Origin of the sequence: Alteromonas ponticola (assembly GCF_012911815.1) — a bacterium.
Taxonomy (GTDB): domain Bacteria; phylum Pseudomonadota; class Gammaproteobacteria; order Enterobacterales; family Alteromonadaceae; genus Alteromonas; species Alteromonas ponticola.
Map to the genome: position 1 here is coordinate 337,803 of NZ_JAATNW010000005.1, position 13,902 is coordinate 351,704.

10 protein-coding genes are annotated in these 13,902 nt (G+C 45.7%); 6 read left to right on the top strand and 4 right to left on the bottom strand.

Annotated features, from left to right (window positions below):
- Positions 1–21: 21 nt before the first annotated feature.
- The gene (locus HCJ96_RS10825) at positions 22–822 is read left to right on the top strand and encodes a polysaccharide pyruvyl transferase family protein (RefSeq protein ID WP_169211067.1); all 801 of its coding nucleotides are present in this window, start codon (positions 22–24) and stop codon (positions 820–822) included.
- Here HCJ96_RS10825 and HCJ96_RS10830 read toward each other — a convergent pair.
- The 4 genes from HCJ96_RS10830 to trhA form a co-directional block, all read right to left on the bottom strand.
- Complete coding sequence (locus HCJ96_RS10830; protein ID WP_169211068.1) at positions 811–2,298, bottom strand: lipopolysaccharide biosynthesis protein; 1,488 nt, start codon at positions 2,296–2,298, stop codon at positions 811–813. The two genes, HCJ96_RS10825 and HCJ96_RS10830, sit on opposite strands and share 12 nt — an antisense overlap.
- Before the next feature lie 132 nt (positions 2,299–2,430).
- Positions 2,431–4,506 carry a right-handed parallel beta-helix repeat-containing protein gene (locus HCJ96_RS10835; protein ID WP_169211069.1) on the bottom strand — a complete coding sequence of 692 codons (2,076 nt, stop codon included), beginning with the start codon at positions 4,504–4,506 and terminating at the stop codon, positions 2,431–2,433.
- Between the two features lie 179 nt (positions 4,507–4,685).
- Positions 4,686–5,195: a hypothetical protein gene (locus tag HCJ96_RS10840; protein WP_169211070.1), complete on the bottom strand. Its 510-nt coding sequence runs from the start codon at positions 5,193–5,195 to the stop codon at positions 4,686–4,688.
- Positions 5,196–5,213: 18 nt separating this feature from the next.
- The gene (gene trhA / locus HCJ96_RS10845) at positions 5,214–5,849 is read right to left on the bottom strand and encodes a PAQR family membrane homeostasis protein TrhA (protein WP_169211071.1); all 636 of its coding nucleotides are present in this window, start codon (positions 5,847–5,849) and stop codon (positions 5,214–5,216) included.
- 558 nt (positions 5,850–6,407) lie between these two features.
- On the opposite strand from trhA, the gene HCJ96_RS10850 reads away from it, so the two are divergent.
- The 5 genes from HCJ96_RS10850 (at position 6,408) to HCJ96_RS10870 (ending at position 13,846) form a co-directional block, all read left to right on the top strand.
- Positions 6,408–7,568: a hypothetical protein gene (locus tag HCJ96_RS10850; RefSeq protein WP_169211072.1), complete on the top strand. Its 1,161-nt coding sequence runs from the start codon at positions 6,408–6,410 to the stop codon at positions 7,566–7,568.
- On the top strand, positions 7,568–8,005 hold the full coding sequence (locus HCJ96_RS10855) for a type 2 periplasmic-binding domain-containing protein (RefSeq protein WP_169211073.1): 438 nt from the start codon (positions 7,568–7,570) through the stop codon (positions 8,003–8,005). Before HCJ96_RS10850 ends, HCJ96_RS10855 begins: the two co-directional genes overlap by 1 nt.
- Entirely contained in the window at positions 7,998–9,584 is a 1,587-nt protein-coding gene (locus HCJ96_RS10860) for a sensor domain-containing diguanylate cyclase (RefSeq protein WP_169211074.1), read from the top strand. The genes HCJ96_RS10855 and HCJ96_RS10860 overlap by 8 nt, the downstream gene beginning before the upstream one ends.
- Entirely contained in the window at positions 9,577–11,484 is a 1,908-nt protein-coding gene (locus tag HCJ96_RS10865) for a putative bifunctional diguanylate cyclase/phosphodiesterase (protein ID WP_169211075.1), read from the top strand. The genes HCJ96_RS10860 and HCJ96_RS10865 overlap by 8 nt, the downstream gene beginning before the upstream one ends.
- 391 nt (positions 11,485–11,875) lie before the next feature.
- Positions 11,876–13,846, top strand: coding sequence for a class I adenylate cyclase (locus HCJ96_RS10870; RefSeq protein ID WP_169211076.1), 1,971 nt, complete (start codon positions 11,876–11,878; stop codon positions 13,844–13,846).
- Positions 13,847–13,902: the final 56 nt, after the last annotated feature.

A 13,902-nucleotide genomic window follows, 5' to 3' on the forward strand; every position in this document is an offset into this window, starting at 1 on the left:
ACGTTTTTACAAGGAACAATTATGTTACATCAGTGGGCAGAAAACATTATTCGCAAGCATAGAAAAGAGCGAGTGTTTTGGTGGGAGCCTAAGGATCAACGCCCGAATATCGGCGATTACGTTGCCTACGATTTGGTGTCGCGCATTCTGTCGATGAAAGGTCAGTTTATTAAAAATAAAAAAGACAGCCGACACAAGTTGATGACAGTGGGGTCGGTACTGCACTTTGCTAATACAGGTGATACGGTCTGGGGTACCGGGCTGAACAAAAAAATGGCAGATGAACGTAATCGGTTTGAAGATTTGGATGTGCGAGCCGTTCGCGGTCCGTTGACCCGGGAGTATTTAATTAAGCGAGGGATAAACGTGCCGGAAGTATACGGGGACCCGGCTATCTTGCTCCCCTCGTTCTATCCTAAGTCGTTAATGCGCAACAGTAAACTCAAGCGTGATTTCATCGTGGTCAATCATATGAATGACGACATGCAAAAATATCGCGGTTATGAGTCACATTTAGTCACTCCCATGCAGTATCCTGGCTCGTTCATTGAGCAAATCGTCAATGCGGGGCGGGTTATTTCAAGCAGTTTGCATGGCGTAATCATCGCTGAAGCTTACGGCGTGCCTGCTGTCTTCTTTGACTCTAACAGCGGCGAATCTATGTTTAAATATCAGGATTACTATCAGGGGACGGGACGCTCAACTGTTCCGAAGGTCAGCTCGATCGAAGAAGGATTAAGTCTGCCAGTGATGTCTCCGCCTGATTTCACGCCTATAGCAAAGAAACTTTATTCTGCCTTTCCGTTTGATTTATGGCTGTGAAGGCTCTTCCGGGGGGAAAGGGGGCTTCGGGGTTTTTTTAACTTTCGCTCCTTTCAGCTCGGTTAACGCTGCGAGAGTTGGTTTTCGATAAAACAGCAACAACAGCCCTGCATAAATTACCGCACCGATAACAACCAAGGCGGGTAATTCCAAAAATACATTATCCAGTTGCAGCGTATCAAACCTTTCAAGATAAAGGACGCTGCCAAACATCACTAATCCTACCACTGAAAATGGCCAGGTGGGTTTAAGCCCAGCAATTAGACCTATTCCCATATGTTTTTTCACTACCGCAAATTTCAGCACTACCGTGATGTAATTGGCAATAACCCATCCTATGATCACCGCAACCAGACCCCATGGCACCATCATAAGGGGGATAAGCAAGTTGACCACCAGATTAATGATATTCAGGGTGAATGCTTGTTCCGGGTAACCTCTGGAGATAAGCAGGTTAGGTAAGTAATACGCCATAACCTGAGTCGGTGCGATAAGAGCTAAGATTGAAAGTAAGTACGCACTCTGTACCCATTTATCACCAAATACAATGTCGATGAAGGGGTGCGCAACAGCACCGATACCAAAATAGATCGGCACTACAAAAAGTGCTGTCAAACTAACAATTCGGTGAAACGCCAGATGCAGACGGTTTTCCTGAACACGCGCGAGACTCGCCAGTGCAATCCGATTCAGCGGCTGAAAGGTGAGATTATTAATTACCGAAAAGCCCTGCTTTGCAACAGATGCGTAGGCAAAGGTGGCGGCACCGAGAAAAGTAGCGATGATAATGTTAGACGTGCGCGATGAAAAGAAGTTGATAAACGACATGGCTATCAAGGGCTTGGCAAAGCGAATAATTTCAGGCAAATGACGCTTGTCATGTACTTTACCCGGAGAGAACGACGACTTATAGCAGGTTAGCGTTGTGGATATAACACTTTGCACAATCTTGCCATAAATGATTGCCCATGCTCCAAAGCCTTGTAGGGCGGTGACCACAGAAACAACGCCACCTACCAGCACCCCGGCCATGTCATAAGCAGCCAGCTTCTTATTTTCAAATTCACGTTCCAGCTTTGCTTTGTGAACTAAACGGAAACCATTGGCCACAGGAATGATGGCTAACGCCGCGATAAGTTGTGCAGCTAATTCCGAATAAGTGTAATAGGCAACAGGCACTGCTATTAAGAAAATTAATACCGCTATAGCTCCCGACACGCCAATCAGTATCCAGAACGACAGGCTGGCGAAGTCGTCGTCCCATTTGTCTCGCTGAATCAGGTTTTGGCTGATGCCTACCGTGACGAACAGGTTACAAAAATCGACTACCATTAAACAGATGGCAACCAACCCGAATTCCTCAACCCCGAGTAAGCGCGCCATAATGGCGTACACTACAAAGTTAATGAGCTGAGCAAAGCCGTTTGCTGATAGGTTGAAAAAGGCCCCGGTAACGGATTTGGCTTTTAAGGACATTAAAACGGACGTTCCTTGTAAACTTCAATAAGGGTGAGCAGGCAAAAAGCCTGCCATTCATTTTAGCAATTGTTGCACTATGTGAGAAGTGAGAACAAACTGATACTCTTTACGCAAAACCATCGCTAAAGATTACTTGTTGTTCCTGGGCGCAATCCCATAAATAAACTGCATGTTGTCCACACTGCGTTGGCTGAAATTGTCGATGTGGTGCATATCACATTTTGGTAGTTCTACCGTGGCGTTACTGCTTTGATAAATATCACTGGCCACCGATTCATTCAGCATGTCTGAAAATTGATAGGGTTGCGTGATATTGCCGTCAACTTTTGCTTTGCCGGCTTTAATATTGAATAAATAATCATTCAGGTAGTGATTACCCGCAAATCCCTGCGGATCATACACATTGAAACCTACCTTGTTGGCATCCTTCCGGGTAATGATCACATTGTTTTGTGAGTTAATCCAAAAGGTTTCATCATCCTTAAAGCGAGAAGCGGTAATACCATTACGTTCCACCGTGATGAGATTATGAAACAGGTTGACCTGACCAAACGGTCTACTAAGCAAGCCTCCGACTTTAATTGCTGCCCACTGTTTTCCGCGTTGATCACCCAAATCATGCACATAGTTGTTAAAAATAAAGCTTGGGCCTATTCTCGCTGGAGCCGCGCTGATTCCAGAGTAGGTATGTGAAATGTCATTGTTGTACACCAAAACGTTGTGTTGACCGCCGTCAATCTCGATCGCATCGTCGTTTGCATAGGCAAGCGTGTTATTATAAATTGCCGAATCTCTGACGAAGCCACCCAGTGATTCTGCATTTTTACGCCCTTCTATGACATCGTTGAAACGGTGCTCAGCACTGGCTTTGAATACATTGTTACGTAGAATGATCTGGCCTTTAAACGCCGGATCTGGATGGTTGGCATACGCTAAAAACGCATTGGCCCCGTTAGGATGCCCCTTTGACCAGTCATTGGCAAAAGGGTTGGGATCATGCACGTGGCAATTCTCCACGGTGATGACCCCAGATTGCTTGAAGTACAAGGCAGAGTCATAGTTAATTGGCTGCGCATTTTCCAGCTCAAACGCTTTCCCATTTTTAGTTAAATTCGGCTGTCTGCCCCATTTGGAAATATCGCACTGATTGATCCAGATGTGATGCGCGTTTTCAGCATAGACGGCATGGGTACGGCCTCCTCTGACCGTAATATTTTCAAAATAAATATAACTGTTATCACCAATATAGATTGCGTGCTTGTCGCCGTCTTGCGGTTTAATAACCAGCTCTGGATCACCCACTATCTTAGCCCAGCCATCAGCAGTTCCTTCAATACCCAGCTTTTCCAGATCCAGGGTGCCGCCATCATAAATATCGCTGAGCTGGTATATTTTCTTTGGATTAACGGGGGGCTTGTCAGGGCGGGTGGTAAACTGCGTTTGTAAAACGTCAGTGGCCTGATTTGCGTCAGTGAGTGTAATTTTCACATCATAGGTGGTATCTGCTTCCAGAAACACGATGGGGCCCGTCAGCAAGCCCTGCACGGGTTCCCAGGTAAGTTGTCGGGCCTTTTGCCAACAGTTGCTCTCAATGGCTTTGCGATATTCCACCGTCGCTTTAATGTTTTTGTTCTGATTTAACACACTGATATTGGCAGACTCGATCAGCGCTACTATTGCAACATTGTTTTCTGCGACCGCAGCCCTTGCCGTTACCGTGGCCTGAGGGATATATAAATCGGTTTGATTGGCCCAATTATCCAGCGCATTTAAATTAATATCCGGCAGCGTTTTCAGATGGCGATATAAATCATAGCGCTCAAAGGGAAAGAACAACAACCCCGCTTTCACATAGCCTTTTGTGTGTTGTGGAGAACGAGCGATGAGCGACTCAATGGTGTAATTCAGCGTGGCACCCTGGCGAAGCTCAATAAGCATTTCAGCCGCCGGACGATGGGCGCTCTCTGGTAACGGCTTAAGCAGACGACGGAATTTGTTTGTCGCGCTCATGCGCGTTACCAGCGCGGTAATCTCTTCTACCGTAGTCAGCTTTTGTTCTTCGATTTTTGCTAACGCTGCAGCGCCTGGTTGGCCATCAACCGCCACAGCCGTAGGTTGATTGTGAGATTCTGCATTTGTGCAACCGCTTAATCCCAGCCAACTGATCATCATTGCAATTCCCACTACACGTTGCATAACTGCCATATATTCTTTCTCTCAAAGACCGTTTACCCGATTAATTTCAGCTCAGGTAATTGTTAGCAAAAATGGGTTGACGCAACATTGATACCAATCCGCGAAGCAGCAGGCTAGCGCAGGGTTAACAAGAATCTCAGCAGGAAGATGTAGCAATTAAAAGACAAACAGTGGTAACAAAAGTACCACTAGCGAGACAATTTAACAGACTCACCAAGTTGTTGAGCCCAACGCTGTTCAGATGACGTCAACTGATACGTACGCTTACGATCCAGATAATGCAGCAAGCGATAGCTGTCGCCCGAGGTCAAGCCAAGGTAGTGACAAAATGCCAGGACGAATAATAAGGAGCGCTTACAACTGCTATCACAGTGTAAATACAGCTGCGAGGATTGAGTAACAATTTTCTTAAATGACACCAGATATTGCTGCAGAAACCCTTGCTCAGTTTCTGTTAACGGTGAATGGACCTGATAGGGCATCCATAGCCAATTCAGCGCAGCAGTTTGCATTGCGGAACGAAGCGTTGGTGCAATTTCTTCTTCAGTCTGAAAAGTAACTAAATGAGTCACTCCACGAGCAGAGAGCGTGTTTAGTTCATCAAGCGCAGGCAACGGACCTAAACACAGCTTACTGTTCAGTAAGGAAACCATTGCGTATTGAAGCGGAGAGTCAGCACCATCAATTGTTTCGGACATTTAACCCACAACGTAAAATTAGACGACGTAGTAGTAAATAGAAAAATAATGGCAACTGCAACCGCCAAGTACAAATAGATGCCAGATTGCATGGGTATATTTTACTTTTTTAGCCACGTAAAAAAACACGCCGAAACTAAAACAGAGTCCACCGGCGACGATTAACCACAAGCCTGCGCCCGGTAAGGCCATATATAAAGGATATATTAAGCCTAACGCGATCCAGCCCATCATCAGATAGGTCATCAGAGATACTTTCGGAAACCGATGTTGAGCAACCAGTTTAAATACGATACCGCCTACCGCCAGAGCCCAAACTACGGCGGTCATGGTTATACCCAGCCAGCCCCCCACCGCAACTAGCAATAAGGGAGTGTAGGTACCCGCAATCAATAGATAAATAGCACTATGGTCAAACAGCTTCAACCAACCCTTGGCCTTCTGGTGGGTTATCGCATGGTAAAGTGTAGAACTAAAAAACATCAGGATAAGCGTGGCACCGTAAATGGCTCCGGCAGTGATCGCGAGAGGGTGCTCTGCGCGCAACATCATAAATACCAACCCAACGATAGCCGCAATGAAGCCAACACCGTGCGTTACGCTGTTGAGCCATTCTTCAGCAAGCGAATATGCTTTTTGCTTCATTGTAGTCATTAAACAAAGTCCTCCTACCACTGCTCGAATAATAGTAGCGTTTCAGCGTACACTTGTACACTTTTCAGCGAGATTGCGATTAAAAAGTTATGTCATTTTTTGTGTATGACCATTCTAACTGTATTTCAGGTTCGCAAATATGTCTTTGGAATTTAATTTTATTCATATAAAATTCAATCGGTTATGAGTTTTGGTTAAAATGTCTAAGACGTTATTACGGTCCACCTGCACCCTGACTGGCGGCTCCTCGTGAACTCTCTCGCATGAGGTTGACTGGTGGTGTTGGTAAGTATCTGAAATGTATGTGAAAGCGTTTACAGTGGGAAAGTTATACTCGTGGATGGAAATGGACACTTGTGCACATTATCTGTTGTGGTAATTTGGAAATAAAATGTCGTTAAGGCGAGTAACTTGTCGGGTTACCCTACACGGCCTCTAGGTAAAATGATTATAATGCGCCAGATTAATGTTCTATACCTGTTACTGGTTTTTATTTCGCTTACAAGCGCTGCTGAACCATTGCTAAATACCTCGGGGTTTGGCTCACTCGGGATAGTAATGAGTGACTCAGACCAGTTTGGTTTTCGAAGTGATTTCTCGAAGCCGGATGCCGTATTTGAAAACGATTTGGATCTGGACCAAACGAGCAAATTAGGTGTTCAATTTGATCTTATCGTTTCACCTGCTTTTGATGCTGTGGTACAGGCAGTTTATCGTGATCAACAGGATTACACCCTGGACTCTATGTTGAACCTCGCATTCGTGCGCTACGCACCGTCGCCAGAGTGGTCGTTGCGGGTGGGGCGTACCGCATTTGATCTGTTTTTACTTACCGAATACCGGGACATCGACTTCGCATTGCCGTGGGCGCACGTTCCCAGCGAAATCTACGGTGTCATTCCACACCGCTTCCTGGATGGTGTTGATTTGACCCACAGTAGAAGATGGGGCGACCTGATGTTTTCAGCCAAATTATTCTACGGTGAAAGCGAGTACGGGGTGACTGCCTATTCTTCTGAAGAAGTGATCCCATTTAATCTGGATAATATTGTCGGCGTTGCACTGGATTTGCAAACGATGGAATGGGAACTGGCGTTCAATCATACCCGGGTTAAATTTGACAGCGACCTGCTCTCGCCACTGGCTGAAGGAATTACTTTACTCAATCAGCAAGTGCCTGGCTTTGCAGTCTTATGGCCCAGCGCTGGGGTGATAGGTGACGCCATAGATGTGAATAATCGTGAGGGTAGTTACACATCAATCAGTGGGCAATACCGTTTCCAGACAATGACGGTGATGTCTGAACTGGCGCATATTGAATCGAACAGTCTGGCAGTACAGGATGTTTATAGTGGCTACGTAAGCGGCATTTTCCACCATAACAGACATAACTGGTATGCTACTTTTGCTTATAGCCATGCAGACAAATTTTCTCTCGGCCCGGTCAATGAGCCTTTCCTGACACAAATCCCCGGTGCGACAGAATTACTGGCAAATGCCCGCGTTTTTCTCAACTTTTACAGCGTAAACCAAAAAACCTTCAGCATAGGCTGGCGTTGGGATTTTCACGAACACATTTCACTTAAACTGCAATGGGATCATACTCGCATCGATAGTGGCGGCAGCACCTTGTGGCAGCCTGCACAATTAGGAGGCAATCTGGACGCACCAGAAGGTCAGGTTAACACTGTTTTTTCAAATCTGAGTTTTTCATTCTGATGTTGGGCTTAACACTTATCAAAGCAGTCGCACTGGCTGGCAGTATCAGCTTATCTGGCATGGCCAGCAGTACCGAATTAGTGGTTGTGGTGCATAAAGACAATCCAACTGAAACGCTCACACGCTCACAGTTGATTGACTTATACATGGGCAAATACGTTGCTTTCCCGGATGGCAGTAAAGCGCAACCGTTGGATATTGACAATGATGAGGCTACCAAAGAGCAATTTTACAAGGCGCTGGTAGGAATGCCATTGAACCGGGTGAATGCATATTGGTCGCGGATCAAATTTTCTGGACGCGCAAGGCCCCCGGTGGCGCAACAGGATCAGCAAGCTGTATTGTCTTACATTGAGTCAACCGGCTCAGCTATCGCGTACATCCATGAAAATAATCTGACCGATAATGTAAAAGTGGTGTACCGATTCGATGAATAAGAGTGGATTGCTGGTTAGATTAGCCGTAGTGATAGGGTTTGCCTCGCTTGCAATCGGCTTTCTTTCGACCCAGCTTTTCTACCGCATAACGGTTAATCAGGAAATCAACATTGCTAATCAAAGCATCGAAAGCCTGTTTAAGACAGTTCAGGCAACCGCGGCTACCGCTGCGTACCTGGCTGAGCAGGACCTTGCCCAGGAAGTGGTCGATGGCTTGACCACCAACGATGTAGTCAGAAATGTGGTAATGACATTTGAAGGTAAAACCGTTCGCGCGAACGAAGAACCTTTACGTAACCCGGTGACCTTTCCTATTGCGTCACTGTTCGAACCTGACCGTGCCATTGGTGAAATGCAGATTGCACCCAATATAGACTATATCAAAACGCGGGCTGAGCAACTTGCCGGAGAAAACTCCAAAGCGATGATCATGCAGGCGGCAGTGGTGACAGTCGTAGCTATTTTTGTTGCCTTTTACCTGATTACCCGACCTATGATCATGATTGCCCGTGCGCTGCACCGCACAACACCGGGGGATGGAAGTCGCCTGGCGGTGCCAGATTTTCATGGTAACAGTGAGCTAGGCGTACTGGTCAGCGACGTGAATAAGTTGCTGGATAAGACGGAGGCGCAGTTTTCGCAGGAACGTCAGTTGCGTGAAGAGATTGAGGCGCTGGAAAAACGCTTTCGCATGCTATTCGAAAAATCTATCTCACCGATCATTCTTATGGAGCCTCGCGGCAATATTCTGCTGTACAACAGCGCATTTGAAGAAACCCTGGAAAAACTGGGTAAATCTTTTCGCAAAAGCTTTGGTCCCTTGCTCGAAGATTTGTTTGTAGAGCCGGAGGCATTAGCCTCATCGGTCGAAATGGCGTTTGCCAATGATGAAATCGCGACGGGGGAGTTTCGTTTACGCAGTGACAAAGAAACAGAATCAATGTGGGCCCAGGTTATTGTTACGTCCATCATCAGCGATGACATGCGAGAATATTATCAAGTCACGTTGCATGACATTTCAAAACGGAAGCGTGAACTCGACCTGCTGGCCTATCAGGCTGACTTTGACAAATTAACCAAACTACACAATCGCCAGGGGCTGGAAAAACATCTTCACAACCTGATCGATGTAAATACACCGTTTACCCTGGTATTAATGGATTTGAACTGGTTCAAACAGGTCAATGATATTTATGGACATAAATCGGGCGACGAAATACTGATATTTGTTGCCGATAAAATAAAAAAGGCAATCAGACCGAATGATTTAGCCGGACGCTGGGGTGGCGATGAGTTTGTTCTGATACTAAAAAATGCGGATCAGACGCAGACTACACAGGTGGTTGAGCGGTTGGTGCGCCTGATCTCCAAACCCTACTATCTGCGTAAATTCGAACAAAACGTGACTATTGGCGCCAGTGCAGGAGCTGCCTCATTCCCGACCGATTCGAGCGAACTGCAGGCTTTGCTGCATCTGGCTGACCAGGCCATGTATCAGGCGAAGAAGGTCAAAGATACGTCTCCAGAAGACTTTTTGCGCTTTGCCGAACCCATCGATGTCGAGCAAGACAATGCCTGATTCTGCAAGCCTCTGGCGCGCCTTTGGCACACTGCTCTCGCTGCCAGACATCAAGTCCCGTGTCGCCCAGGTTAAAGCCGTTATTGTGGTTTTTATCATTCTATTTTTGTTATTGGCATCAAGCAGCGTACTTCACCTGCAGGGTGAGTGGGCGGTAGAAAGTCTGGCTATTGTGGTCATTTTGCTCGCGTTAAACTGGTTTTTAACCGCGGATACGACCAATATCGTCGCCGGTATGATGCTGTGGACCGTCACAATTTACGCTGTTTCCAAAGCTTTCTATTACGATGGTTTGTACGACACGGCATTATTGCTTTATCCCTTTGTTGTTATCTTTGCCGTTTTTCTGGGTAGTCGGGTTATGGTTGTCCCGCTGGTCTGTTTCATGTTGATCAGCTATTACTTCATTGCTTATGCCGTTTCTTCCAACATGGTTGTCAATAATGTGCTGACCGCTTATCCCGCATGGGCCAAAGCCAATGATATGGCAATTATGATGGCCACTTACGGGTTAGGGATCGTGGTGATTGCCAAATTCATCAGAGCGCTGATTGCCAAGCTGTCGCAACAGAAGGAGACCAATCGCTTAGCCAAAGAAGAATCTGAAAAGCGCATTTTATATAACGATTTGACCGGTCTTCCAAATGCAGAAAAATGTAAACAGGATTTAGAAGTGTGCCTGCAAACCAGCCCTAAAGATGGCAGTTTGATAGGCTTTGTTACTTTGCATTTAAACAATTTCAACTGGATTAATTCAACGTTGGGGCATACTTTTGGTAACGAATTGTTGAAGCTTCTTGCCAGACGTTTTGAGAATCTACAGAATGATAAGACGGTGGTATACCATACCTCAGGAATTGAATTTTCATTCGTTAAACGTACCCCCGATTTTGAAAGCCTGAATGATTTTTGCAACCAGATTATCCGTTTAACGATTATGCCGGTGTCGATGCCAGATTATGGTTATGAGATTAACTGTTCGATAGGAGTCGCAGCCGCGCCGTTCGATGGTAACACTTATGCAGAATTGCATCGTAAAGCCAGCTTCGCGGTTTATCGCGCCAAAGAGGATGAGCCAAACTCCCATCACTTTTACGATAAGGAAATGGAAAGCGCTATCGTACGCCGCTTAGATTTGATCACTGATCTAAAAACGGCAATTGAACAAAACGAATTTGAATTGTATTACCAGCCAAAAGTGCATCTGGCCACCAATACAATTGTCGGCGCCGAAGCACTTATTCGTTGGCACAAAGGGAATGAAATTATTCCGCCCAATGCGTTTATTCCGGTGGCGGAAGAATCAGGTCTGATTAATGAGATTGGCAAATGGGCTATTGAAACGGCCTGCCGGGAATGCGCTCGTTGGCAGAAAATCGGTATGAAAGGCGTCACGGTGGCGGTTAATTTGTCCCCAGTCCAGTTTAAACGGGGCAATTTACCCACCTATGTATTTCGGGCTTTGCAACAGTGTGGGCTGGACCCCAATATGCTCGAACTGGAAATTACTGAGTCGTTGTTTATCGATAATGCTGATCACGTTAAACAACAAATTCACGTGATGGCCGAAAAAGGCGTCAATTTTGCGATTGATGACTTTGGTACCGGCTATTCCAATTTAAATTATTTATCTCACTTCAATGCATCGACCCTCAAAATTGATATGTCATTCGTACGTCAGATGCTGCAGAACAAACAGCAACAACATATTGTCAACGCGATTATCAAGATGAGCCGAGTGATGGATTTAGAAAACGTTGCAGAAGGTGTAGAAGACGAACAAACCGCGCGAGAACTACAGGCCCAGGGGTGTGTCTACGGGCAGGGTTATTTCTGGTCGGCGCCGGTACCGCGTGATAAATTTTTGCGTTTACTTAAACAGCATACCTATGCTGCTTAATCAAAATCTCTCTGGCAACGAGTTGAATTGTCATCTGCACAGGTAAACGATGCGTTAACTTATCCAACCAGAAACTCATTCAAGCCCTGTTATTTTAACGTTTGACAGCGTGACAGCAGTGACCCGCATTGCACTAAACTGGATTTGGATGACTGCTTATGAACATGCTAAACAGGTACGCAAGATTACCATCAAAGCGAGACTAACTTTTTAGTCTACAATTTAGGCTGAATTTGAAGATTCGGGTAGATTTGAGTATGAAAACCGAAAACACGGTTTGTTGACCTCACATACAGTGCTAAAATTTCACGCCGTTATAGAAAATACAAGAGTTGCCTGGCAAAGTGTTCGTGTTACTCTTTCCGATGAAAACTTTAAGATAATGAGCGCAATGACATCGCAACAAACACTTACTGTTAATCAAAATCTGACGATTCGTCTGTTAAGAGTATTGCGCTATAACAAAGCCAGAATCGAACGCTCATTGTCGTTGTTATCAGAGCAACACCGCCCATTGTTTCATGTGCTGCCTTTCCTGCTCCACGTAAATCATCCTGATTTGCCAGGCTATATTGAAGATGACAACACCCCCCATGGATTAAACAATTATTCCTACCGCGATCAGATTAAGTTTGCATTGCTTGAGGTATTTCCTCATCTGCAAGGGTTATTTGACGATATCCGGCAGCTTTGGCCACGTTCACGCTCGATAGATGCATTGGTTCTGATGGGCAGCATTGGCACCATCGCTCAATCTACAGATTCTGATTTCGACTATTGGGTATGTATTAACAGTAAATTGCTCACACCTGAAGCTCAGGTACTGCTGCAAGAAAAATTAACTGCAATAGAGCAATGGGCGGCAACGGAATACGGTATCGAAATCCATTTTTTCCTGTCAGATATCGAGCAGGTAAAAGCCTGTGATTTTGGCGTGGCAGAAGGTGAAAGCGCAGGCTCTGCGCAAGCGGTATTACTGAAAGCCGAATTTTACACCACCAATATCGTGGTTGCGGGTAAGGCGCCATTCTGGTGGCTTGTGCCAGAAACGTTCTCGGAGCAACAATATTATTCGCTGATGCAACAGCTGAATGAAGGCAATTCCCCGGATCCAAACTGGTTTATGGATCTGGGCCATCTGGAAAAACTCGACCCTAATGAATTATTTGGGGCGGCGATATGGCAGCTTGGTAAAGCGATGGACTCGCCCTTCAAATCAGTGCTGAAAATGGCAAAACTGGAAGTCTTCCTGGAAAATCTGGAAGACGAACAGCCATTGTGTAATTTACTTAAAAAGCGCGTTCACAACGGCGATGAAGCGCCGGGTTCGGTCGCTATTATTGATCCCTATGCTTTGATGTTCGATCAACTGATCCAGCATTACGAGTCAGAGGAGCAGTACGATGCGGTTAACCTGTTACGAGAATGTTTATATATCAAATGTGCTCCCAAGCTCAGCTATCCGGTTAAAGAAGGTCAGGCAACCTTTAAGCGAAGAATTATGGCTGGCTATGCTAAACAATGGGGATGGATACGCTCAGAGATACGCCATCTGGATGATCTGGACGAGTGGTCTTTTCAGGAATTAGTGCAGCTGTCACGAAGAATTCATCGTTTTCTTATTCAGTGCTATCGGCGCATGTCAAGTAAGCTCTCTACGGGTCAACAACTGGTAAGCAAAGAAGATATGACGGTCATTGGAAGACGCCTGGACACGTTTTATTCAAGAAAAGAGAACAAGGTTGAGTTCCTGCGTAGTGGTTTCGACAACCGGGTTTATTGCCCCCAGGTTACCTTTAAGCTGACCAAGAAGAAAAACAACAAAGTGGTCTGGAGTGCTCATTCTGGTGATCTTATGGGACAGTACGGTGAAGCGTTAGCAGAAACCAGGATGATACAGTTTCCCTCACCGATTCGCCTGGTCATGTGGGGCGTAAGTAATCGCATTATGAACGAAGAAACGCGGTTCTTCCTGGACTACGATACAGACCCGCTCACCGAAAACGATGTGCATAACTTAATTAAGCATACGCTTGAATTATTTCCCCCAGTAAAAATCAATGCCCTACCACGGGAAAATTTGCTGTCGCCACAGCAAATAAAAACCTGCATGGTCGTTGTTAATTTCACCACGCCACGGCCGCGCGTGTCTGTCGACGAAGTGTGGGTTGTTTATTCAACCACCTGGGGCGAAATGTTTGTGGTGGAAGGAATAGAGGCGCTCGATGCGATGTGGTTTGAACTACAGGAAGTGACACCGCGTCCGCCATGTTATGTGCATATTCCGCAATGCAAACACAAAAAATATTTGTTCGAAAAATTTACGGAGAAAACGGAGCTTCCGTTTAAGTTATTAGACTGACCACGCTGGTGGATTTATCGCTTAGCGAATCAAAAAAACAGGCTCTAGGCGCCTGT